Source organism: Algoriphagus sp., assembly GCF_046296635.1.
GTDB lineage: Bacteria > Bacteroidota > Bacteroidia > Cytophagales > Cyclobacteriaceae > Algoriphagus.
Genome location: NZ_JBKBKZ010000006.1, coordinates 1 through 23,106 on the forward strand (window position 1 = coordinate 1; position 23,106 = coordinate 23,106).

At 41.8% G+C, this 23,106-nt stretch carries 21 protein-coding genes; 5 read left to right on the plus strand and 16 right to left on the minus strand.

Annotation, left to right across the window (positions count from 1 at the left end; all coding sequences use genetic code 11):
- Positions 1-165 precede the first annotated feature (165 nt).
- Together ACK4HU_RS06075 and ACK4HU_RS06080 are read left to right on the plus strand one after the other, a co-directional pair.
- Positions 166-3,423, plus strand: coding sequence for a S41 family peptidase (locus ACK4HU_RS06075; RefSeq protein ID WP_409804325.1), 3,258 nt, complete (start codon positions 166-168; stop codon positions 3,421-3,423).
- Between the two features lie 518 nt (positions 3,424-3,941).
- Positions 3,942-5,573, plus strand: coding sequence for a M28 family peptidase (locus ACK4HU_RS06080; RefSeq protein ID WP_409804327.1), 1,632 nt, complete (start codon positions 3,942-3,944; stop codon positions 5,571-5,573).
- A 74-nt stretch (positions 5,574-5,647) separates the two neighbouring features.
- On the opposite strand, the gene ACK4HU_RS06085 is transcribed toward ACK4HU_RS06080, so the two are convergent.
- Complete coding sequence (locus ACK4HU_RS06085) at positions 5,648-6,166, minus strand: hypothetical protein (protein WP_409804330.1); 519 nt, start codon at positions 6,164-6,166, stop codon at positions 5,648-5,650.
- A 244-nt stretch (positions 6,167-6,410) separates the two neighbouring features.
- Here ACK4HU_RS06085 and ACK4HU_RS06090 point away from each other — a divergent pair, with 244 nt between their 5' ends.
- The 3 genes from ACK4HU_RS06090 (at position 6,411) to ACK4HU_RS06100 (ending at position 9,914) form a co-directional block, all read left to right on the plus strand.
- Positions 6,411-8,357, plus strand: a complete 1,947-nt coding sequence (locus tag ACK4HU_RS06090) for a histidine kinase dimerization/phosphoacceptor domain -containing protein (RefSeq protein WP_409804332.1) — start codon at positions 6,411-6,413, stop codon at positions 8,355-8,357.
- Positions 8,358-9,089, plus strand: a complete 732-nt coding sequence (locus ACK4HU_RS06095) for a LytR/AlgR family response regulator transcription factor (protein ID WP_409804335.1) — start codon at positions 8,358-8,360, stop codon at positions 9,087-9,089. It begins immediately after the preceding gene.
- Positions 9,090-9,203: 114 nt separating this feature from the next.
- Positions 9,204-9,914, plus strand: a complete 711-nt coding sequence (locus ACK4HU_RS06100; protein ID WP_409804337.1) for a DUF6962 family protein — start codon at positions 9,204-9,206, stop codon at positions 9,912-9,914.
- A gap of 65 nt (positions 9,915-9,979) precedes the next feature.
- Here ACK4HU_RS06100 and ACK4HU_RS06105 read toward each other — a convergent pair whose 3' ends face one another.
- From ACK4HU_RS06105 to ACK4HU_RS06175, 15 genes are all read right to left on the minus strand, one after another.
- A complete protein-coding gene (locus ACK4HU_RS06105; RefSeq protein ID WP_409804339.1) occupies positions 9,980-10,327 on the minus strand; it encodes a DUF86 domain-containing protein in 348 nt (115 codons plus the stop codon).
- Entirely contained in the window at positions 10,317-10,904 is a 588-nt protein-coding gene (locus tag ACK4HU_RS06110; RefSeq protein WP_409804341.1) for a helix-turn-helix domain-containing protein, read from the minus strand. Before ACK4HU_RS06110 ends, ACK4HU_RS06105 begins: the two co-directional genes overlap by 11 nt.
- A 248-nt stretch (positions 10,905-11,152) precedes the next feature.
- Complete coding sequence (locus ACK4HU_RS06115) at positions 11,153-11,989, minus strand: sterol desaturase family protein (RefSeq protein ID WP_409804342.1); 837 nt, start codon at positions 11,987-11,989, stop codon at positions 11,153-11,155.
- Positions 11,990-12,038: 49 nt separating this feature from the next.
- Entirely contained in the window at positions 12,039-13,220 is a 1,182-nt protein-coding gene (locus ACK4HU_RS06120) for a DUF1624 domain-containing protein (protein WP_409804345.1), read from the minus strand.
- A 344-nt stretch (positions 13,221-13,564) separates the two neighbouring features.
- The gene (locus tag ACK4HU_RS06125) at positions 13,565-14,566 is read right to left on the minus strand and encodes a c-type cytochrome (protein WP_409804347.1); all 1,002 of its coding nucleotides are present in this window, start codon (positions 14,564-14,566) and stop codon (positions 13,565-13,567) included.
- Positions 14,567-14,749: 183 nt separating this feature from the next.
- Complete coding sequence (locus ACK4HU_RS06130) at positions 14,750-15,382, minus strand: DUF2306 domain-containing protein (RefSeq protein WP_409804350.1); 633 nt, start codon at positions 15,380-15,382, stop codon at positions 14,750-14,752.
- 11 nt (positions 15,383-15,393) lie between these two features.
- A complete protein-coding gene (locus ACK4HU_RS06135; protein WP_409804352.1) occupies positions 15,394-15,897 on the minus strand; it encodes a nuclear transport factor 2 family protein in 504 nt (167 codons plus the stop codon).
- A gap of 167 nt (positions 15,898-16,064) precedes the next feature.
- On the minus strand, positions 16,065-16,331 hold the full coding sequence (locus ACK4HU_RS06140; protein ID WP_409804353.1) for a hypothetical protein: 267 nt from the start codon (positions 16,329-16,331) through the stop codon (positions 16,065-16,067).
- A gap of 140 nt (positions 16,332-16,471) precedes the next feature.
- The gene (locus tag ACK4HU_RS06145) at positions 16,472-17,332 is read right to left on the minus strand and encodes an SDR family oxidoreductase (RefSeq protein WP_409804355.1); all 861 of its coding nucleotides are present in this window, start codon (positions 17,330-17,332) and stop codon (positions 16,472-16,474) included.
- A 503-nt stretch (positions 17,333-17,835) separates the two neighbouring features.
- The gene (locus tag ACK4HU_RS06150) at positions 17,836-18,354 is read right to left on the minus strand and encodes a nuclear transport factor 2 family protein (RefSeq protein WP_409804358.1); all 519 of its coding nucleotides are present in this window, start codon (positions 18,352-18,354) and stop codon (positions 17,836-17,838) included.
- A gap of 197 nt (positions 18,355-18,551) precedes the next feature.
- Positions 18,552-19,883, minus strand: a complete 1,332-nt coding sequence (locus ACK4HU_RS06155) for a DUF418 domain-containing protein (protein ID WP_409804360.1) — start codon at positions 19,881-19,883, stop codon at positions 18,552-18,554.
- A gap of 615 nt (positions 19,884-20,498) precedes the next feature.
- Complete coding sequence (locus tag ACK4HU_RS06160) at positions 20,499-21,251, minus strand: DUF6090 family protein (protein WP_409804362.1); 753 nt, start codon at positions 21,249-21,251, stop codon at positions 20,499-20,501.
- A 20-nt stretch (positions 21,252-21,271) separates the two neighbouring features.
- A complete protein-coding gene (locus tag ACK4HU_RS06165; protein WP_409804364.1) occupies positions 21,272-21,538 on the minus strand; it encodes a hypothetical protein in 267 nt (88 codons plus the stop codon).
- A 203-nt stretch (positions 21,539-21,741) separates the two neighbouring features.
- Positions 21,742-22,326, minus strand: a complete 585-nt coding sequence (locus ACK4HU_RS06170; protein ID WP_409804367.1) for a hypothetical protein — start codon at positions 22,324-22,326, stop codon at positions 21,742-21,744.
- 3 nt (positions 22,327-22,329) lie between these two features.
- Positions 22,330-23,103, minus strand: a complete 774-nt coding sequence (locus ACK4HU_RS06175) for a hypothetical protein (protein WP_409804369.1) — start codon at positions 23,101-23,103, stop codon at positions 22,330-22,332.
- Positions 23,104-23,106: the final 3 nt, after the last annotated feature.

Sequence of the window (23,106 nt, forward strand, 5' to 3'; positions counted from 1 at the left end):
TTTTCGGGGTGGTTTTCATTTGGGGGCCCCCCCTTAATCCCCACCCCTCCCCTAAACAACCAGAATCCGGAGGCCGAGCGAAGTCGAGGCCATTTTGATTTACTGGCAAAGAAGCAGATATACATAATTTTCAATATTCCAAATGATCCACCCTACCTCTACATTATGAAAAAATTCTTAACGTTCAGCTTTGGGCTGATTTTGCCCTTAATCGGAATCTGCCAAAACGCTCCAGGTTACTTCATGCATCCGGATATTCATGAAAACATAATCGTTTTTGTGGCAGAAGGAGATCTATGGAAAACTTCCCTAAGTGGTGGCGAAGCAATCCGTCTGACCACTCATGCCGGAGAGGAAAGCTCACCTAAGATTTCTCCCGATGGGAAATGGGTTGCTTATGCTGCCACCTACGAAGGTCCTACCGAAGTTTATCTGATTCCGATCACCGGCGGTTTGCCGAGACGATTGACTTACGAACCTGCAGCTTCGATCCCGACTGATTGGAAATCCACTACAGAAGTCGCTTACGTGACCAATCAATATTCTACTTTGCCTCGATTGAATACCGTAGTGATGAATATCGAAAACGGTAATAAATCGATCGTACCACTTGAGATGGCAGCTGAGGGAAGTTTTAATGCTTCGGGTGACACCTACTATTTTGTCCGACCTACTTATCACAACAATGTTACTAAACGCTACGAAGGTGGCACCGCCCGTCAGCTATGGAAATATACCTCCGGACAAGGGGAGGCGGTAAAACTGACCAATGAATACAAAGGAGAAGATCATCACCCGATTCATCATAATGGCCGAGTTTATTTCCTCTCTTCCCGAGATGGAATCCAAAATGTCTGGTCGATGAATGAAAAAGGTTCGGATCTGAATCAGCATACCAAGCAGACAAGCTATGATGTGCGAGAAGCATCCATTCATGGAAATAACTTGGTGTACCGAGCTGGAGCAGATCTTTTCGTCCACAATCTGGAGCTTGTGAAGGATCAAAAACTTGCGATCACTCTGACCTCAGATTTTGAGCAGTTGCGGGAATACTGGATAGACAATCCAGCTAATTATATCAGCAATATCGCTGTAAGCAATGATGGGGAAAAAGTTGCACTGACCGCTCGAGGTCGTGTTTTTGTTTTTCCTGTAAAGCAGGGAAGATCTCTTCGACTTAGTCAAAAAGATGGTGTGCGTTATCGAGACGCAATTTTCTCATCAGACGAAAAAGACATCCTAACTTTCTCCGACGAAAGCGGAGAGTTTGAAATTCACCAGTATTCCGGCTTGGGTTTGGATCAGGGCAAAAAGCTGACTTCTGACGGGACAACACTTCGGTTTGGACTCACTCCCTCTCCCGATGGGAAAAAACTCGCTTACTATGATCTGGAAAATGACCTTTGGGTGATGGATTTGGCATCCGGCAAAAAGGTCAAAGCAAATGCTTCTGACGAGGGAATCAGCGGAGCAATGGCTTGGTCTCCGGATAGCAAATGGTTGGCGTTTGGCGAGACAGCTTCCAATACCTTTCAGCAACTTTTCATTTTCAACCCGGAAACAGGCAAGCGAATCCCGTTGACCACCGACCGAACCAACAGCATGAATCCGCAATGGAGTCCGGATGGAAAGTGGATTTACTTTATGTCCGACAGGAATTTTGAATCAAAAATTGGTTCGCCTTGGGGCACCCGTCAGCCGGAACCTTTCTGGGAAAAGCAGATCAAAATCTATCAGGTGGGATTGAAAAAAGGTTTGATTTCTCCTTTCCAACCTAAAAACGAACTGAAACCCACCGAGGAGAAAAAGTCAGAGGGAGCGGTGACTGTTTCCATAGATGAAGTGGGATTGATGGAGCGCGTTCGCGAGGTTCCAATCCCAGCCGGAAACTACAAGAATCTCGTGGTGACAGACAAGGCATTGTACTATCATCGAGTTGGCCCAGGAATGGGAATTTATTATGGTGGAGGCGCATCCAATGACGATAATACTGCATTGATGATGACTCCGATCGATGAGAAGGCCGAGCAGAAAGTTTTTGCCGACAAGGTCAACAGCTTTGTCACTTCGCTGAATAATAAGTATGCAGTCTTGCGAATGGGATCTAATCATTATGTGGTTGAATTGGGAACTTCGCCAATAACTGACCTTTCTAAAAATCAATTAAGTCTGAGTGGTTGGAAGTTTTCTGTCGATCCGAGAGTGGATTGGAAGCAGATTTATACCGATGCTTGGCGAATGGAGCGGGACTATTTCTATGACCGAAATATGCACGGTGTGGACTGGGATGCAATGTATGAAAAGTACCTTCCACTCGTAGATCGAGTGACCACCCGTCGGGAGCTTTCAGATGTGATGGGGGAATTGATCGGGGAGTTGAGCGTCCTTCATACTTCAGTCGGTGGAGGAGATTTGCGTAGTGGTGATGATCAGATTCAGTTTGGGATGCTGGGAGCGAGATTTTCCAGAAATGAAAAACTGAAAGGCTATTCCATCGATCATATTTTCCAAAGTGATCCAGACTATCCTGATGAGATGTCTCCTCTTTCCCACCCGGATCTGAATATCATCGAAGGAGATGTGATCACTCATATCGATGGAGTGGCTGTGATGGATGCACCGGATCTGTTGTATTTACTCAGAGATAAGGCAAATAAGCAAACCCGGATCAAAGTCTTGGGTGCTACTGGGGCAGACAAAGGCGATCGGATCATTGTTCCTTTGACTTCTCAACAGGAATCAAACCTTCGCTACAACGAATGGGAATATACCCGTCGTTTGATGGCAGAGGAAAAATCAGGAGGCGATATCGGCTACGTTCACCTTCGAGCCATGACTGCACCGGATATCGGGCAGTGGTACCGGGATTTTTATCCACAGTTTAAGAAGTCAGGCCTAGTCATCGATGTGCGCCAAAATCGTGGAGGAAATATCGATTCCTTTATTCTGGAAAAGCTCATGCGGGAAGTCTTTTTCTACTGGAAAAGCAGAACGGGCGAACCCTATTGGAACATGCCTTATGCCTTCCGTGGACATTTGGTTTTACTTGTGGATGAATTTACGGCCTCGGATGGAGAAGCTTTTGCCGAAGGCTTCCGAAGACTCGAAATGGGTCAAGCGCTCGGCGCAAGAACTTGGGGTGGGGAAGTTTGGCTTTCAGGTGTAAATACTTTGACGGATAATGGAGTGGCAAGGGCTCCGATGAATGGGGTGTATGGAGAAGAAGGCGAATGGCTCATCGAAGGAGTTGGTTTTGTTCCGGACATCGAAGTGATCAATTTGCCAAAGGCAACTTTTGACGGAAAAGATGCGCAATTGGATGCTGCGATTGAGCATTTGAAAGCATTGATCAAAGCCGATCCGAGAACTGTACCTCAAGCACCGGCCTATCCGGATAAGAGTTTTAAGAATGGAAAAAATTGATCAGTTAAGGTCAGTGGGGACACTGACCTTGGCGGAAGAATTGAAAAGTTGAGGTCAGAGGAGACACTGACCTCGGCGAACTGACATCTGCGTCACTGCGAGTGAGGAACGAGCGAAGCAGTCTTATAAAAAAAAGAACATTAGTAAATGATTCAGTTTTTTGGTAATTGAATTAGGAAAATATGGATATACGCAATTCTGCCAGTAGCCAAATTCTATTTAGCTTCACCTCGACCTCGCTCGGGGTCCGTTAGTTTTGTTTTAATCGAGGCTGTCTCAGAAGTACCGAATGTCACATTGAGTGAAGTCGAAATGTAGTCCAATTCCCTAGGAATGGCCTTCGACTCCGCTCAGGCTGACACTGGAACCCTTTTTGAGACGGCCTCCCTAAACAACCAGAATCCGGTGGCCGTCCCGATAGCTATCGGGACGAGGCCATTTTGATTTACTGGCAAAGAAGCGTATACATAGACAAGAAAAATTAAGCTTCTCCAATATTTTAAATCACTTCTATTATAATGAAAAAACACCTATCTCTACTTCTAATTCTAATCTCTTTCCAATCATTTTCCCAAAAAATCCCCATTCCCGGCTCCGTCAAACGAGCGATGAATCAAGTGGACACGGTCACCATCCGAAACCACATCGCTTACCTTGCCGATGATAAACTGAAAGGCCGAATGCCCGGCACGGAGGGCTATCAAATGGCAGTGGATTATGTCGTGGATCAATTCCAAAAGATGGGAATTCAACCCGGTGGTGATCCCGGACAGTACACGCAAAAGTTGATTTTGAGAAAGTCTGTGGTGAATAACTCCACCGCCAAAGCAGCCTTGAAAGATAAAAATGGAAATGTGGATTCCTTGATTTTTGCCAAGGATTTTCAGCCAGTTCCCCATCCCATGTCGGCAACCGCTTCAGGAGAAGGCGCTTTGGTTTTTGTGGGTTATGGGGTGGATATACCGGGATTGTATTCGGATTATGAGGGGATTGATGTCAAAGGAAAAGTCGTGGTGATGGTCACGGGAGTGCCGGATGGAATTCCAGCCTCGACCTTGGTTTCGCATTTTTCCAGTCCCGGAAATAAAATGAACACAGCTTTTGCCAAAGGAGCGGTAGGAACAATTCTAGTCAACTCAAACGCCCAGTTTACCAATCCCAATCCAACAATTCAGTCCAACGTCGCCGTGAATCCGGAGAAGACGACTGCATATGGCCGTGGCTTTGTTGGGAATCTAGGCTTTGCGCTCAATGGAAGTAAATCTTTCCTCACGGGTTTGTTTTTGAACTCTGGGAAAAATCTAAATCAGGTTTTAGCCGATATCAAAGCCCGTAAAAACTCCTCTTTTGAATTTCCTTTTCAATTTGCTGCAAGCTATTCTAACACGCACAGTGAGTTTGAAAGCCATAATGTGATCGGCTTGATTCCGGGTTCAGATTCCAAGTTGAAAAATGAATATGTGGTACATTCCGCCCACCTTGATCACGTGGGAATCGGCAGACCGGAAAATGGAGACTCCATTTTTAATGGAGCACATGACAATGCATCAGGAGTTGCCTCACTTTTGGAAATTGCCAGAATCTATAAAAATGGAAATGCTAGACCCAAGCGCTCTGTTTTGATCGTGATGGTAACGGCCGAGGAGATGGGCTTGGTGGGGTCCTCCTATTTTGCGGCGAATCCTACTGTGCCGAAGTCTTCGATAGTGGCTGATGTAAATACGGATATGCCAACCGTAATCGCACCATTGCTGTCAATTGTACCGCTAGGGGCTGAGCATTCCAGCATCATGGGCAATGTAAAATTCGCCGCAGATTACCTCGGTTTGGAGGTCGAGGCAGATCCTGAGCCTGAGCAAAATCGATTTGTTCGAAGTGATCAATACAGTTTTGTGGTTAGTGGAATTCCAGCCCTACATATCAAGTATGGCAACAAGACCAACATTCCCGGATTTGACATGGATGCATTTATCAAGGAATGGAGAGCCAAATATTACCACCGTGCAGCTGATGGAATGGATGGGATTTTCAATTTCACTGCAGCAAAAACTTACGTGCACCTCAACTTTCTGATCAGCTATTCGATCGCAAATACACCTGCGAAACCCCGTTGGAATCCGGGGGATTTGTTTGGAACAGGTGGTAATTAAATTGAATAAACCGGGAAGATTGGTCAATTGGAAATCGAACCTCTTCCCGGTTATTAAAAAATGGTTTGGTGGCTTTATTTTGAAGGTATAGCAGCTGCTTTCTCTGCTTCAATTTGTAGGGCCATTGCATCCATCTGGATCGGGGAATTATCCCAATAGCCATAGGTTTTGACAATTTTTCCACCGACAAATTGGGAGGTGATGTGAATTGGAACCTCATAGGTTTTGCCGTTGGCTGCCATTGTACCTTTCCAGACACCCCAGTAATTCACCCAAGTTTCCCCTTTGTCATCCAAGACCATTTCAACGGCTTCATTTTCCCGATCAATCGAGTAGGAACTTAGGGGTTCCAACTCCAGTTTTTGTTGAGCGATGATTTGTTGGATGGTTGCAGGTTTATCCTCGGTTGTATTGAAGAAAATTTGGGCACCCTCGGCATAGTGGGATTGGTAGGCCTCCCACTCTCCATTTACATAATTGGACATGATCGATTTGACCGTTTCGATCTCGGCGGATTGCTGGGTGTATCGGTCTTTGCTATTGCACGAGCAAAGCAATAAGGCGATTACACTGATTAAGGTTAGATTTTTCATAGTGTGGGTATTAAATGGTTTTGATTATTATGATCAGAACTCATATTTCAAAATGTCCAAATAATGAGCATTTGAAAATTTTGATGAGAAATCGTTGACGAAGTTGAAAAGTTTTGTCCTTTCTTAAAATCCATCTTGGATGAACGTATGCTAATCTTGTCCCAAATGGGTCTAAAATTTTTCAGAAGCATTTGAACTACAAAAAATTGAGTTTCAAAAACTTATATTTAGCTAAATTAGCAAGATGAAGAGACTTTTAATCCTTCTGCTTTTTTTAAATCCATTTCTGTCCAGCGCACAGATAGAAAAGGTAAATGGACAGTATCACTACAAAGAGGTATTTGTAGAAAAAGATGATTTTGGTTCGGAGTATCTGGATGTTTTGGAGAATAGTCTGGACGAAATCCACGATGACCCCTTGCTGATGTTGAAAATCCTGAATGACCTGGGTTATTACTATCATACCCGAAATCTCAATAAAGCACTGGAGCTGATCAACCGTGGGCTTGATGAAGCGCTAATACAAAAAAATATCTACTGGCAGGGAAGACTTGAGATTTCTCAGGCAGCGATTTTACTACGAATGGATGAATTGGACCTGGCGGAGGTCTTACTTAAAGATGCGATTCCAAAAATTCCTGAATCTGAGAGTTGGTTGCTTTATACTAATCTTGGCTATGTCTATGAAAGACGAGGAGACTTGGGAAGGGCATTTGATTATGCAGCTAAAACCCTCAAAATTGGGGAAACCTACGGTGAGCAAAAAGCCATTGCCATGGCCTATTCCGATATGAGCAACCTTTTTTGGAAGCAGGGAAAATTTGCCGTTGGATTGGAATATGGGCTCAAATCCATCGATATTTTTGAGAAGGGAGAGATCAATGATCTGGATTATGACTTCACGCTTCATGTGGTTGGCAATAACCTGGTGGAATTGAAAAGGCTGAATGAGGCAGAAGCATACTTTTATAAATCCATTGAGATCGGCGAGAAATATGGCTTCTATAATAATTTAAGCGATAGTTACATCGCACTTTCGGAGCTAAATTCCCAACAGGGGGACTTCCGCGAAGCGATAGATTCAGGATTGGAAGCTTTGAAATTTGCGGAGCTCCTGGAAAATAGATTTATGATCATGCGGTCATATTTGTCCCTCGGAAGGACGAGTAATCTTGCTGGTAATTTTGTGGAGGCAGTTGGCTTTTTGCAAAAAAGTATTCAAATAGCCACATCGGATTTTGAAGATAAATATTTCCTAAGCTTGGCTTATTTGGAATTAAGTAATGCTTTGGAAGGTAGTGGGCAATTTGATAAAGCATTGAATGCCTCACGAATCTACGATCAGCTAAGACAGGATGTATTTACAGCTGAGACTAATGACCGGATTTCCGTCTTGCAGACAGAAATGCAGCTTTCACAAAAAGAAAACACGATCAAGCTACAAGAGGCCCAACTTTCTAAAAATCGGATTCTCCAGGGCTTTATCCTAATCCTTTCTGGTGTATTGGCGACTTTTTTATTTGTACTTTATCTGATTTTTCTCAAAAAGAAGAAATACAGTCGTTTGTTGGAAAAGAAGAATGTGGAGAAGGAGTTTTTACTCAAGGAAATTCATCATCGGGTCAAAAACAATCTGGAGACAATTTCAAGCTTGCTTTCCCTACAAAAATCAAAGATTCAAAGTAAAGAGTTTCGCAAAATAATGGAGGAAACTCAAAACCGAGTTCAAAGCATGGGAATGATTCATCAACGATTATATCAGGGTGAAAACATGAAGGAGATCGAAATGAAAGGGTTTTTCGAAAATCTAGGGAATCACATCATTGACACGTTTGATGCCTCGGAAAGAATCCGATTTTTAGCTAATATGGAACCTATTGAACTTGATGTTGATTTGGCGATTCCCATTGGACTTATCGTGAATGAATTGATTTCCAATTCGCTTAAATATGCATTTCCGGAAAATCGGTTTGGTGATATTGAAGTGCAATTATCTGAAAAAGACAACCATTTATTCCTGATTGTTTCCGATAATGGGATTGGAATGACAGCAGATCCTCCAATCCTAGGGACGGGATTCGGCAGTGAACTTATCCGCTTGCTTACCCTCCAATTGGATGGGAAAATGACCCTTCAGGCCCAAAAAGGGACCTCAATTATATTTGAATTTCAACTCAACAGAGCTGCTTAAATGGAAAAGACTAAAATACTGATCGTAGAGGATGACATGATCATCGCCGCCAATATCAGTTTGCAGCTGTCCAATCTGGGATACGAGGTGACTGGGATTGAAACCAAAGCAGAAGAAGCCGTCCATCATGCGCTGGAAACCAAGCCTGATATGATCCTGATGGACATCCAACTCAAGGGAGGATCTAACGGAATAGATGCCGCACACGCCATCCGCAAATACCTCGACATTCCCTTGATCTATCTTACTGCCAATGTGGATGACGCTACTTTTCAAAAAGCAAAAGAAACGCATCCCTTTGCCTTTATCGCCAAACCCTTCACCAACTTAAATCTGGAACGAACCATTGCCCTAGTCGAAGAAAAAATATTGGAGAAAAGGACAACTGTATCGGTGGAAGATACTTTTGAAGATTCTCAGGAGGATCGGATTTTTATCCGAAATAACAACAAACTGGTCAAGGTGATGCTGGACGATATTCTTTATGTGGAGGCAGATCGGAATTATTGTAAAATCACCACCAAAGCACAATCCTTTATGGTGGTCAGCCCGATGAATAAATTTTGTGAGAAAATTGATCCTAGGAACTTTATTAGAATTCATCGCTCATTTGTTGTGAACTTTTCAAAACTGGAAGCCGTGGCCGAGTCTTATGTCGAGGTCAATGGAAAATTGATCCCCATCGGAAAACAGTATAAGGAAGAGTTGCACAGGATGTTGAATAAGGTCTGACGGAAATGGAGGAAGACTTTCTGCCGAACTAAAGGCTTTAGAAAAGGTCTGTGAGGACACAGACCTTGGGGTAGGGGAAATTTAAAAATGGATTCTCCGTTAGAATATTCAACCATGGAGTTATTACCTCAACCTTCTATTCATATTTTTAGAATTCGTGTGGACGAGCCGATGACCACATTTACAGATCTGCTTGTTTCTGCGGTTTGCTTTTATGCTTTTTACCAGCTTTCTAAGCGAAAAATACCTGGCCGAACCCTACTTTATTTCAGGTATTATTTTCTACTGATGGGAATTGCTACCGCCTTAGGAGGCCTGGTTGGACATGCATTTTTATATCTACTAAGTTTTGCTTGGAAACTGCCAGGATGGATTACGAGTATGCTTTCAGTGGCACTCATTGAACGATCTGCTATCCAACATGCTAAGCCTTATATCAAACCCGGAGTAGGAAAAGCTTTCCTGGTTATCAATGTGATCGAATTAGTTGTCATCATGACAATCACGATGATCACGCTCGATTTTGCTTGGGTCGAATTCCATTCCGGCTATGGACTTTTGGCAATCGTCGCCCCTTTTCACCTCTGGGTTTACTACAAAACCCGAGATTGTGGGAGTGCATTCATTTTGCTGGCGGTGGGGATCGCCTCCATCGCGGCCTTATTCTATATGAACAAGGTTTCTTTTCATACCTGGTTCAACTATCTGGACATCAGCCATACGGTGATGGCAATCGCTGCTTATGTATTTTACCTCGGAGCGCTTAATCTCAATAAGCCTATGAAGGGGGAAAATCGAAGTAATTTGCCTGAACAGCCTGCTTGAAATTTGAAAAAGGTCTGTGGAGACACAGACCTTGGGGATGAAAATAAAATTAGATCCAAAACCAATTAGAACTCAGTTTCAAGGATAATTTTAATCGTTGATTTTAATTTGGGTAATTCCTTCTGAATGGTTTCCCAAACAGCAATCATTTTGATGTTAAAATATTCATGGGCAATCATATTCCTGAACGACATAACCTTATACCAAGGGTAGTCATATTTGAGTAACTTATCGCTTTCCACATAATTAATGGACTCACCAATGACTATAAACTGCATCAGCACAGCGTCTTGAACCAAGCCATTATTGCAGAAAGTAATTCTATCCTGATCTTTTATATATTCCTCGATTTCAGCAATAGCTATAAGGATTTGTTCCAACCTCTTTTGGCTATCCAAATGCCTATCTTTCATATATCAGCTTAAGATCCTCTTTTACATGCTCTAAAATATAGGGCTTGAAAGAATCAATAAATCCTATGTCAACTTTTCGGTTGATGGTTTTTTCTAATTCATTTTGTATTTCAAGCAGATCAAAATAGGAGAACGTCGGATCAGCTTGGACAGCGATGTCCACATCACTTTTGGGACCATCATCTTTCCTTGAAAAAGAACCATAAATCCATGCCTTTTGTACTTGTTTGAAATTGCTAATACCATCTTGGATCTTTCTCAAAATTTCATTGCGATCAATTTTTTGAAATGCCAGATATGCAGCCCTCTCCTCCGCCACTTGCAATGCTTCCAAACCAATCTCTTCACCGGCCACTTCATATAGCACTTTATCTGCCAAAAAAGCCAACATTAACCCTTTTTCCGGAACATTGAAATAGACAGCGAGTTTGGGTATCAAATCCCTGCTTGGCCTGCGAAGTCCGCGTTCGATTTTGCTCAAAATCGCCTGATCTATATCGAGATAAGCCGCAACTGTCCTTAGTGGCAAATCCTTTTCTTCTCTCAATTTTCTGATAGTTTCTCCTAGGCTCAGCATTTTTTGAAAAAGCTTTTGACAAATATTATTTTGACTTATTTTGTCAAAAATATTAATTTTTAAAAATAAATACAAGGATCAAAGAGGATCTTTCCATTAAACTCAGCATTCCTCCATCACTTTACTGAAGCTGAAATGTAGGGTTCACCAAATGAATCATACGAAATCGAAAAAAGGCAGCATTTTTCCTTAACAGGCAGCTTGAACCCAAATTTTGCGTAATCCGGGAATAACCGCTAGAGCGCCTATTATGAATGCCTATTATGACTAATCAAATTCTCCTTTTCAGTTCTCTCAATTCGGATAAAAGGACTTCTGACCAAATACCAGAATGTCTGCTTTCTATCTTCGTCAAATTCTTTTAAGCCTAACTTAACCTGATCAGCAGGCTTGTACTTGTAGGTTCCAAAAATCCTGTCCCAAAGGATAAAGATGTCTGCATAATTGGAATCGGTGTAGTGTTGATCTTGGTCATGATGGATCTTGTGCAGGTTGGGTGTGGTGAAGATCAATCCGAAGGTCTTTTCCAACCAAGCAGGAAATCGAAGATTGGAATGCTCAAGAACCAGAAAAGGTGTCAGAACCAAGAAATAGAAACCGATGACCATCAAATCCAAACCAAAAATACCGGCAGCCACAATGGGAGTACTGCCAAACCAAAACAATACCTCAATCGGATGAGCCCGGAAATAGGAGGAGGAATCCATCGTTGTGTCGCTGTGATGGACTCGGTGGAAACGCCAAATAACAGGGACTCTATGAGATAAGCGATGAAACCAATAGGTTGATAAATCCAAAAGCAAAATTCCTAAAATCAACTTTAACCAAAGCGGTAGATCAATCAGGTAAAACAGCCCGATTTCATGTTGATTGAGCCATTCAATACTAAAAACGGTGACGCCTGCCCAAAAGAGATTTCCCGCAAAAAACACGATCTGAAATAGGAAACTGTTCCAGAAGTGCTTTCCTCTGTCTCGGAAAGAAAATTGGGTGCTTAGGATTTGTTCCAAAGTGAAGAACACCGCAATCAAACCAATTGCGATGTAATTGATGTCAATAGAGAGGAGGTAATCGAGAGCTTGCATAAGGTATGATATTTTTGAGATCTGGCAAATCACGGCTGAAAGGAGAAAATCAAAAGTAACTTAACCACCATTTATCTTTATTCCCAATTTTATATCGGTCAAACTTTTTACAAAGAGGATACAAAACTAAGATCACTGAAATCCAGACAACATATACTACCCAAAGGGGAAACCCATATCCTGGAATAGGATTTTCAAAACCGCGTAAAACCACTAAAATCATGTTCTTTTTCCAACCAAATCCTGAAAGCGTAGCCAGTACCATGGCAATCAAATGGATAAGGTAAAGGTGGAGGATATAGTAAAAAAACGGAACCCTACCGAAAGTGCAGATAAAATCTACCGTTTTACCTTTCCATTTCTCAGAGTTTGCCAAAAGCAGAAATGTACCTCCTAATGTCATCAACAGATACAATAAAGAAGGTGGATATTTAGATGGATTAAAGAATGAAATGAGACTCATTGAAAGTGTTCCAAGCTGTTCAAATACTTTGGGTTCACCATAAAAATTTGTCCATCTCAAAATAACAAACAGCAAAATGGCCAATATTCCGATCACGTTGAATGTCAGCTTTCTTTTGGCACTATCAACAGACTTGTTATAAAAATCACCAAAGCAATACCCAAGAGACATCACACCGGTCCATGGAATGATTGTATAGCCCACCAAGAGCAAGAAGTTATCCAATACAAAGAAAGTATTCCTTTGGTGAATAAGGGCCCACCATATCGAATCATCGAAACGGATACTATCAAGAAGGTTGTGACCAAAAATCATGATAAGGCTAAAAATCAAAATAAATTTTCTCGGAAGAAACACCAATCCTGCCAAAGCAATCATGCTGATCCCCAAAGACCAAATAACGCCAAACAAAAACGTCCCAAAACCAATATCAAAAAACCATGAAAAGCATACTACGGTAAATTCAATGAAAATCAGCCAAATTCCTCTTTTTAAAAGAAATCCGGACAATTCCTTTTTTGACTTTCGCTTACTGATCATAAAGGCGGACATGCCAGCCAGAAAACTAAAGGCAGGCGCACAGAAGTGGGTGACCCATCTAGTGAAGAAAATCGCCAAAGTAGTCTGTGTAGGGTCACCAGGATCAAACAAAAATGCCGGAGCATGAACAAAATCCCGCACATGGTCCAATGCCATGATGATCATGGCCAAACCTTTTACAAGATCGATAGAGGAAATTCTTTGATTAGGGTTAGAGATTATAGTCATTGGGGCTAATAAGTGACATTAAAAATCAGTTCAATCATTTGCCTCATTATTCTAAATGTGTCATTATCCTTTGGTTTTTAACTTGAATGATAAATTGAATCTTTCAATTCTTTCCCTCAATTTTTGGAGAGGTTTATCCAAATCAATTGCTGATTGTTTAATATTTCACCCAACGTAGCCTCAAACTTTTTCCGTCAATGATTTCTCTTGCAGAAAGAATCAAGGTGATTTGTCCATAGTCAAATTTGAACTGCCTCGTTATAATTTCAACTTAGCGTCTTCGTGCCTTTGTGGCAAAATAAAATTTTAGGGCCACAAAGGCTCGAAGACACCAAGTCCAAAACTCATTTCTTAAACATCAACTCCCCCGCATCATAATCAGAAGGCTCGAGACTTGTCAAATAGAGGTAAAGCGCCTCTAAGTCCTCATCCGTCATTCGTGAAAAGGGCCCCCAATGCATCGGTGAAATTTTGATTTGTCTGCCTTTTCGAAACCGTTCTTTCCATTCTTCTACATTCTTGAATTTCGACAAGGAACTATTGGGGGAAGGAGTAATATTTGGTGTTCGCAACCAGAGTTCAGGATCCTCTCCTACCATTAGATGCAATTCAGGAAAGGGCTCAAATTCCATTCCTCCACCGTATTCAGGGCCTATCGCTTCAAAGGTCATTTGGTCTCTATTGGTATGGCAGCCTACACAATTGGCTACATATCGGGAAAGGTATTCACCTAGCTCAATGGTAGCGGCCATGGGAGGAGCGGATGGATAAGGCTTGGGGTTTTCAATCGGCTGAAAGGAGGAAGCTATAATCCGAACAGCCTTGCCCATAAATGTCCACTCATTTTGTTGTACGTCGTTACTGACGGGCTCCATACTTCTCAAATAGGAAACCACCGCCACTAGATCTTCATCAGCCATATCCCAAAAAGGCATCAACACAGAAAGTGTGGCTGTTCCATCAGGCTTTACTGCATGGCGCATCATTCGAAAAACTTCAGCGTCTGAATATCTTCCAATTCCCGTGGTAGGGTCAGGGGTTAAATTTTTAGTGTATAATGTCCCTACTGGACCCAAAGGAAATATGACTCCACCCTTTAGTGGAACATTCTCTCCTGCATCGGCAGCTATCATTTCAGCTACACTACCCACATGACAGTTGGAACAGTGTGCTGGGCCATGAACCAAATATTTGCCTCTTTCGATAATTTCAGGATCGGTGCTTACTTGAAGCTCCGGATAGGGAATATCATAAGTTTTATTCCAATTCAATTGGACAAAAACAACAAAACCTCCAATGATAACAATCAGAAGGATTAGGATACCGAAAATGATTTTCTTTAGCATGGGTTGAGTAGTTAGGTGAACTGATTTTCTTTTTTGATTATCCGCTTTTACCCCAGTAGGCGATTTTTTTTTGGTTACTGGTCGGATGTCAGATGACCGATGACCGATGAAGCCAAAATCACGTTTTTCGAAGAATTTCTTATTCTATAATTTAAACTACTGGCAGAATAGCGTGTATCCATATTATCTTTTATTCCATTGTAAAATGATTTCAGTGAAAAAAAGTGGAATGACCCAGGAAATCCAGATCAAATTGGCACCCACAATAGTGAAATTTCCGAATTCATGGATCCATGACATTTCATTCATCCATCGGAATAGTACAAAAGCAAAAGTCACCACATAGCTTCGAATCATCCATTCTTTGTGGAGGTTGACCCGCTTTAGCAGGATAAATCGTAAGGCCATTGCAGATGTAAAAAACCAAGCCATAGCCAGCATCATTAAGGAAAATGCCCACGATATATGGATGGCCATTCCGGTCGTCAAAGCAAGAGCGACTGAACTGACGGTGCCGACCAAAATTCCGGTGAGGTATAATCTTCCCATCCATCGATGAACCTTCAAATACCTGTCCCGGAAGCCTGCCCAAAACTGAAAGGGTCCCAAAACCAAGGCGAGTAATCCCCCAGAAATATGACCGATCAGCGGCCACTTCATTCCCCAATACCTGCCAAAAACTTCCTGATCCAAACCGAAGTAGGGAAAAGCATCATTCAGTACAAATTTTCCAGCGAAAAGGATCAGAAAAGCCCAAGCCAATAGCATCAGCCAGGCTTTAGGTTTATCGGGGACAAGGGTGAAGGTTTTGGCCATAGGTTTTTGCTTTACTTTGTCATCGCCTCATGCAGTTTTTTGGTGTCTACATACTGTTGAAAAGACACCACTTTCCCGTCTTTTAGTGACCAAAGATGAGCCACTTGTGCATCATAACTGTTGCCATTTTTGAATTTGCCATCATAGCGTAAAGTGGCGAGTACTTTGTCATTGGACATTTCGTGAAGGACGATATCCTTCAGATTGAAATACTCATGGTCTGCCATTATTCGACCAAAAACGCCATTTAGTACTGCATCCGGACCTAGGTATGGATTACCATCGGCATAGAAATTTCCTTCGGCTTCATTCCAAACTACATTTGAATCTAAGCCGCCTAAAACAGCAGGAATATCGCCAACGGCAAAGGCCTTATAAAGTCCATCTATGACAGTCATGTTACTGTTTAGATAAGTAGGACTTCCGTTTTTGGCTCCAGGATCTTCTTGGCATATCGCTGGAAATGTCAAGGAAATCAAGACCGCGATGAACAGGTAATTTTTTAAAGTTTTCATAATGAAATATTTAGTTTTATGTGAAATGTTAATTTGATTTTTCTACTTCAGGCCTGAGGTTGAAGTATTCAGGTTTTTCAGAGTTCATGTTTACGTGGTTAGGAATTTCAAACAAAAATTTCAGTTTGGTCCAGATTGAGATTATCGTGGACTCCTCTGGTTTTTAACTACAATTTCACTTCAACTGACATGGTAATGGGTTCCAGTACCGTATGGGTATCCTTGATATGCTGGATTTTCGGGTCGTTGATAATTGCCCCTAATTTTTCGATATCATCAGTATCAACCACTAATAAAATGGAGTTGGGATCATCAGCATCCTGAAAAGTTCTGAATCCATTGGAAGCAGGAGCAAATAATCTTACCCGGTCCTCATGGCCTTTTAGCCAAGCATCTATATCACCTACTTTGTGACGAAATACATAAGTTGCCATTTTTTTTATCGTTTAAATTTTGCCTACTCTGGACGGTTTTCGGCTTTCCCGTTTTCTATTTTAAGATGTCGCCTGCTGCGAAAGAAATCGAATTCCGTCTTCTCAACTTTATTATTAGGAGTAGACTTTTGGCCTAGAACTTAATCTCGTCGGGCATTCAGCCCAAATTCCCGTTCTGCAGCATCATACCATTCTTTATCCGGAAGTGAATTCCGGTCTGTCCACTCCTCATCGGTCATGGAATTGCGCCATAATATGAATGGTAAGGCATCAGGCCCAACAGGATGTCTAAGGATCCAAGAATTCTCAGATGCGAATTCAACAATCTGATCAGCGACCAAAGTGGCAGGGGTTGGATTCTTCAAGGAAGCAAAGAAAAGATCCGCCATTCGCTTGGAGCTTGGATAGATCGAGGTATGCTCTTCCTCTATCTCATGGGCCATATCCGTATCAATGATTCCCGGCTCTATTATTCCCACCCGGATATTGAAGGGCTTGACTTCTTGAGCTAATGCCTCACTCACTGCTTCCAGGGCAAATTTGCTTGCCGAATAACATCCTAAAGGAGACGAAGTCAATCGACCCGAAATGGAAGTAACATTAATAATGCAGCCACTTTTTCGTGTTCTCATGGATGGAATGACTGCTTGAATACATCGGACAGCTCCAAAAAAGTTAGTCTCCATCACTGCCTTAAATTCCGAGATAGGCATTTCCTCAATAGATCCATTTAAACCAATTCCTGCATTATTGACCAGCACATCAATTGCTCCATAGTCTTGCATGATCTGCTTGATGCATGAGGTGACAGACTCATCAGAGTTGACATCCATCGCATGAAGGGAGATCGATAGTGATTCTGCTTTTATTTTTTGCCTTAGTTCAGTGGCTCCACCGGGATTCCTTAGCGTTGCAAATACCTGATATCCTGCTCTACCAAATGCTAAAGCAGTTTCAAGACCAATACCTCTGCTGCTTCCTGTGATGAGTACCTTTTTCATATGATTATAATTTGATTTTTAAAGGCCATATGGAATCTCGCATGGATTATAATTATCACTCTGTGTGTTGCTTTGGGTCATGCCTTTCTACCTCAGGCAGGCTCGATTTCATAGTCGTTGATTATAAAAATTATTGGGAGCCGTCGGACTCGATGTAATTGGAACGTATAAAATCGTACTTATTAAGCTATTGGTATTTGCGCTCAAATGGAATCTACCTAGGACGAAAAGGTGGTTTTATTGTCCGAAGCATACGAAAAACTTTTCGGAAGAAATCGAAAATATCAGCACTACTGTCAATTGGTAACCCTTCGCTGTTCCTCTTGGGATCCTACTTTTCTATTCCTTGTTCCTTGGATCTTTTTATTTCCAAATTGGTATGTATAAGGCTACAATGGGGATCAATCAGTAAAACCTCCAATAAAAAAAACCAACAAAAACTCCTTTGGCGATCTGATACCACCAAAGGAGCTAAGCTTTTTATTATAAGCCGTTTGACTAGTTTATTTTGCAGGAGGGGTCACCTTAAATCCCTGCGCTTGGAGAATACTGAGCATATCATACCAGTATCTAATAAATGTAATTTTACCATTTGCAATTTGCGAGGCCGTATGATATGGCACCTCTATCTTCTTCCCGCTTGCCTTATCTGTAAGTGTGTTTGTTCCCCATGCTAAAACCCATTCCCCCTCATTCCAGTTGTTGCTCACTTTGACAGGCAGATAAAGCTCTTGCGAAAGGCTGTGTTTGTAGGTATTGGTACTCGTAGTGTAATATTCTTTGTGCTGGGCCACTGTAAGTGAGTCCAAGCCACCGCCTAAACCATAGATCATGGCGCCTGGGGCGAATTGGGCATTCATCTTGGCTACATCTCCGGCCTGAAGCGCTTTGGTGTAGGTTTGAACCACCTCCATTGCTTTAGTTGCGTTTTGAAATTCAAGGGTCACTTCCTGCGCCATTGAAACTAGGGTCGTTAGCATCAGCATTAATGCAGATGCTAGGATTGTTTTGAAAATTTTCATAATAAATGGATTTGATTGTTTAGAAATAGGAAAAATTTATTAATCCGTTAAAATTAAAATATCACCGTTGATCCGAAAGGAACTTAGGACGAACAGTGGGATCTACTGTCCGAAGACTACTGAATATTTACCGAGCAAAATTTGAAGAATGGCTCCTAAGTCCTATCAAGAAAAATATTTGCCAACATTCTGAATTTTTACCGGTACACGCTCATTACTGGAGCCGGTAATTCTTTCCGCATGGGATGCACTTTTCTATAGCTCAAGTTTCTCCAGACCCATTCTAAAGGACCATAATGAAAATACCGAAGCCAGATGGGACTTAGGATGAGCTGGAAAATCCAGATTGGGAAGACTACATATAGGAGTTCGTAGCGTTGCAACTTTCCGAAGAGGCCAAATCCAACTCCGGTAAAGACAATCATGCAAATGACAGAGTGCATGATGTAATTGGTTAGGGCCATTTTGCCGACCGAGGAAAGACTGCTTTTCAGCCAAATCAAAAAATTCGATTTAGAGAATAGCATGATTAGTCCAATGTGGCCCATGCAAGTAGCGATTCTTCCAAGGTCATAGGTGAGATTCGACTTTGCTATTGAAACAGGAGAAAACTGACCATTCAAAACGACTTGGAGTTCATAATAATTGATGGAAAGTCCGATCAGATAACCGATTGCAGCCATCCCTCCATAGAAGCCAAATGATTTTTTCCCAGAAAGGATATTCCACTTAAATAGCGCAATCCCGACCAACATCATGCTGAGGACGTCCCAAAGCCCGTATCGGTAAGACATAAATTGATCGTAATGAGAATTGATTGGAGCCAAAAATGCAACCACATCAAAATAGCCTTTCTGCATCGATGTATTGTATTCTGCTATGAATTCGGGAGAACGCTCTTCTTGAAACTTTTCCCACTGGGATTGGGATTCTTTAAGCTCCTTGGTCAGTTCTTTATTTTCGGCTTTGTAGGTATCAATAAGAGCTACATTCGCAGCCAATTTTTCACTTTTTCGAAAGTCCGAGTAGTTCCAGATCATTCCTCCCAAAACCAAAATGGCTGCAGCCAAAATCAATTTCTTAGGGGCCATGTTTCTAAATGAATACACCAGAAAACCCATGAGGGCATAATCGTACAAAATCTCTCCTGTCCAGAGCAGGAGATACCCGTGGATCAACCCAAAAACTAGCAGCCAAGTAAGCCTCCGGAAGAATATATCTGCGGCCTTGATACCTGCTCCTCGTTTTGTCAATCGGTCTAGAAAAATAAACATCCCAACTCCAAAGAGGAGGGAAAACAGTCCGCGCATGGTTCCTTCAAAAAACATGTTGGTAGCTATCCAAGTATAGAGATTCCAACCTGAAAATCCACCGGCTACTGTTGGGTCATTGTAGGAATTTGCCAATCCAAAAGCATTGATATTCATTAAAAGAATTCCAAAAAGAACAATGCCACGCATGACATCGAGAGATTGGATACGCTCGGACTCTTGAAGAGGAGCAATGGCGGAAGGGGTGATTTGATCCATAAGTTTTGAAAAATCCCCCTTGCAGGTGATCAGATTTAAGAGTGTTGTGTTAAGTTTTTGAAAAATTTCACCTGCAGGAGGATTTGAATCCAAACTAGAGTATTGGAACCTTACCCAAAAACCACCTAGGACGAACAGCCTGAATTCTTGTCCCAATATGCCCTTCTATTTTTCAGAGAGGAAAATGGAGAGGGAGGTTTTTGGAGGATTTATCTATAAAAATATGAATGTCGGCAATGACACCTCTAGGCAAATTGAAGTAGTAGATATAAAGGTCAATGTTTGGTGGCTTAAGATCCGAAGGATCGTAACAATTCATAACCCCCGGTGAAGCCGGGGGTACAGTAAATAAAATAAAAAAGGAGCCCTGAAGGGGTGACAGGTTTAAATTTCACCCTTTCAGGGCTCAAATGAAGGAAATTTTCAATGGCTACCCTGCACTTCGTACAGGGTTCCAGCTTGGCAGACAGGCATGAATGGTTTCGCTCCTTCGGAGCTATTTAAAAGGGCGATCTGAAATTTTGTAAAAATATCGACTTCACAAATTTTACTCTGCTTTCACCTTAGTGCTGGTGCAATTGTGGATGTACATAATAAAATTTATATGATCAGAGATTATTCATTGAGATGTGCAAGGTGCATGTCGATTTGTGCGATTAATCTCATCACGATTTCCTTAATTTCCTCATACTGATTTTGCTGGAAATTCCGGATAAACAGGTTCATTTTAAGCACTTCCTGAAATTTTTTGTTTCTTACCAGCGCCTCATAATCCTGCGGGCTTGCCGATACCCAGACCGTATCCATGCTTAAGTTTTCGAGAACCATTGGATAGAAATAATTCCATTGGTAACCATCGTCTACTCCCTTTTCGGTATTCTCCAGGTAGGGATATCGTGTAGAATAGAGATTTGAAATCCGATTGCGAAGGGAGTCGTCGGAAATCAGATCCAGGCCTACAGATTTTAGATTTTCCCAGGAGGCAGTGTTTTCTGACAATTGGAAATTGCCGAAAATGTTGCCGAAATAGGGTTTCAGGGAATCATGGAATGGTCTTTCCTCTCTGAGAGTGGCCAGGATGACTTCATTGGAGGTAATTCTTTTTTGGTTTCCACTGATGTTATACTCCAGATCCAATAGATCACTTTGGAGATTACTTTTCATCTCACTCAACAAAATAGCTTCTTTTGCTCTTAGCTTGCTCGATTCATTCCAGTTATTGATACTTAAGGCAATCAAGATCCCGATGACAACCAAAAAGATCTCTCCGATAGCATAAGCTATGTATCGGGTGACCCGGTTTCCGGCGTTGCCGGCAGACAGGTGGGATAAGAGCTTTTGGCGGATTTTTCGGAAAAGTGAGATCATGGGTTACAATTCAATTATTGTTAATGCAGTAAATGTCCTGTAGGGACAAAATATGGGTAGAAACCAGATATGTAATCAGGAATAGCGTGCCGTAGGCCTGCCTGTCCGGTAGGCAGGTACGCAATATGATTTTTACCAAATGCAAATTTTCCGTTATATCCCGTACCTAAAGGCACGGTGACGGCTTTGATATTCTTTTGTTCTACCCATATCAAGTCCCTATAGTGACTGTCACCCATATTTGCCTCGAGGAGCTTTTGGCGGATTTTGCGGAAGAATTTTAGCATATATCTTTTTATTATTTCTTTCCCATGCACTACAAGCTGTGTTTTTCTTTAATCTCTTTGATCAGGTCTTCACTGAGTAGCAGCTGTACCTGATACTCCTAAAGCGAACGCCCCGTCATCGTCCGGACGGTCACCACCTTATTGATAAATAAATCCAAGGTGTCTTGGTCTTGGATTTTGATGTACATCTCTTTGGTAACTGGCTAATTGAATCTTAGCTCACCTGTCACCTCAAAATTGACAAGTGTGGCAGCAATCGGGACCAGCTCCCATTCTCCCTTTTCCACAAGTTCATCCCGGAATACGGTTTTCTTCAATTGGTTGTCGTATGCATTCATTTGATTGACCAACCCTTGATCGAAATACCTCAGTGTACCCGAGGATTTCATCTGCGAGTAAGTGCCTTCTGTCGGGGAAAAAGGGAAAGTGGAGAAAACCATCGTCATACTTTTGTAAAATGCCACCGTATCCCAATCCTCACCAGGAGCATGAAGCATGTGGAGGAAATCATCCATGTTTTGGTCTTTCTCTTTCATAAATCGGATTCCTTCAAGCAAAGCTTCTCGGTCCTGTTCCAGATCTTCCAACATGGATTGCGCGAGGACTTTGGCACTTTTGTTCTCGACGTATTCTTCCCGCTGATTTTCTACAAAAAACCCAAGGACAACTGCCAAAAACAGCATAAAGAATTCCTTGAAATAGGATTTCCAATTCTTCTTTTTCAAAGAGTTAATTACCTCCTTGTTGGAAAGGTCTTTCTCAGTTTCGGGGACTTGATTTTTTTCCATTTTCTACTCTAGGTCATATTCTTTGGTAAGCAAAGCAATCAGCTCAATTGCACTTTCATTGAGCCTTTTCAACTTGGCAGAGATCAAGAAATCACTTCCCTTTAATTGGTGCGCCCAATGGGCTAAGGCTTGCTGAAGTGAGGAGTCATAGGAACGAAGCGGTGGATTGCCGGAAGTTCTACGGATACCGGTTTCTGTGACCATTTTGTCGAAAACAAAGGGGTCAAAAATCTGAATAATATAATTTAGTGCTTCGTAACGTTCAATTTTCGCATCTTCGTAGTTATGGGCTAATTGTTCTACTAGTTTCTGATAGGCCATAATACTATCGGTCGCTTGTTTATTTCGAATCAATCGTATAGATCCTGAATTTTTCAATTGAGAAAAGGTGCGGTCATTACTCTGAAAACTAAATCCTCTCATTAGAATTCTTCCAAAAAAATACAATTCATTTTCATGCCCTTCGATGGTCTGATTCTTTAAAAGGAACATAAGTGAGTCCATTTTGGACTTCTTCAAATCCGCTCTATCAAGAACTTGTTTAATGGAAGCAGTATCAGATTTTAAATCCTCAATGTAAGACTGGATAAACTGTCTTTCCTGTTGCTTTTCTACCATATTACCCCGGTAATTTTCTGCTAGAAATCCACAGAAAACAGCCAGGAAAAGCATAAAAAACTCCTTGAAATAGGATGTCCAGTTCTTCTTTTTCAGGGAGTTAATTACCTCTTTGTTGGAAAGGTCTTTCTCGTTTTCGGATACTTGATTTTCTTCCATCTT

Excerpts from the sequence above, each read along its gene's own strand:
- ACK4HU_RS06140 (WP_409804353.1), bottom strand. The coding sequence starts at position 16,331 with ATGGCAACTTATGTATTTCGTCACAAAGTAGGTGATATAGATGCTTGG.
- ACK4HU_RS06080 (WP_409804327.1), top strand. The coding sequence starts at position 3,942 with ATGAAAAAACACCTATCTCTACTTCTAATTCTAATCTCTTTCCAATCA.
- ACK4HU_RS06125 (WP_409804347.1), bottom strand. The coding sequence starts at position 14,566 with ATGCTAAAGAAAATCATTTTCGGTATCCTAATCCTTCTGATTGTTATC.
- ACK4HU_RS06170 (WP_409804367.1), bottom strand. The coding sequence starts at position 22,326 with ATGGAAAAAAATCAAGTCCCCGAAACTGAGAAAGACCTTTCCAACAAG.
- ACK4HU_RS06115 (WP_409804342.1), bottom strand. The coding sequence starts at position 11,989 with ATGCAAGCTCTCGATTACCTCCTCTCTATTGACATCAATTACATCGCA.
- ACK4HU_RS06165 (WP_409804364.1), bottom strand. The coding sequence starts at position 21,538 with ATGCTAAAATTCTTCCGCAAAATCCGCCAAAAGCTCCTCGAGGCAAAT.
- ACK4HU_RS06145 (WP_409804355.1), bottom strand. The coding sequence starts at position 17,332 with ATGAAAAAGGTACTCATCACAGGAAGCAGCAGAGGTATTGGTCTTGAA.
- ACK4HU_RS06120 (WP_409804345.1), bottom strand. The coding sequence starts at position 13,220 with ATGACTATAATCTCTAACCCTAATCAAAGAATTTCCTCTATCGATCTT.
- ACK4HU_RS06175 (WP_409804369.1), bottom strand. The coding sequence starts at position 23,103 with ATGGAAGAAAATCAAGTATCCGAAAACGAGAAAGACCTTTCCAACAAA.
- ACK4HU_RS06160 (WP_409804362.1), bottom strand. The coding sequence starts at position 21,251 with ATGATCTCACTTTTCCGAAAAATCCGCCAAAAGCTCTTATCCCACCTG.
- ACK4HU_RS06105 (WP_409804339.1), bottom strand. The coding sequence starts at position 10,327 with ATGAAAGATAGGCATTTGGATAGCCAAAAGAGGTTGGAACAAATCCTT.
- ACK4HU_RS06135 (WP_409804352.1), bottom strand. The coding sequence starts at position 15,897 with ATGAAAACTTTAAAAAATTACCTGTTCATCGCGGTCTTGATTTCCTTG.
- ACK4HU_RS06150 (WP_409804358.1), bottom strand. The coding sequence starts at position 18,354 with ATGAAAATTTTCAAAACAATCCTAGCATCTGCATTAATGCTGATGCTA.
- ACK4HU_RS06095 (WP_409804335.1), top strand. The coding sequence starts at position 8,358 with ATGGAAAAGACTAAAATACTGATCGTAGAGGATGACATGATCATCGCC.
- ACK4HU_RS06130 (WP_409804350.1), bottom strand. The coding sequence starts at position 15,382 with ATGGCCAAAACCTTCACCCTTGTCCCCGATAAACCTAAAGCCTGGCTG.
- ACK4HU_RS06110 (WP_409804341.1), bottom strand. The coding sequence starts at position 10,904 with ATGCTGAGCCTAGGAGAAACTATCAGAAAATTGAGAGAAGAAAAGGAT.
- ACK4HU_RS06085 (WP_409804330.1), bottom strand. The coding sequence starts at position 6,166 with ATGAAAAATCTAACCTTAATCAGTGTAATCGCCTTATTGCTTTGCTCG.
- ACK4HU_RS06075 (WP_409804325.1), top strand. The coding sequence starts at position 166 with ATGAAAAAATTCTTAACGTTCAGCTTTGGGCTGATTTTGCCCTTAATC.
- ACK4HU_RS06090 (WP_409804332.1), top strand. The coding sequence starts at position 6,411 with ATGAAGAGACTTTTAATCCTTCTGCTTTTTTTAAATCCATTTCTGTCC.
- ACK4HU_RS06100 (WP_409804337.1), top strand. The coding sequence starts at position 9,204 with ATGGAGTTATTACCTCAACCTTCTATTCATATTTTTAGAATTCGTGTG.
- ACK4HU_RS06155 (WP_409804360.1), bottom strand. The coding sequence starts at position 19,883 with ATGGATCAAATCACCCCTTCCGCCATTGCTCCTCTTCAAGAGTCCGAG.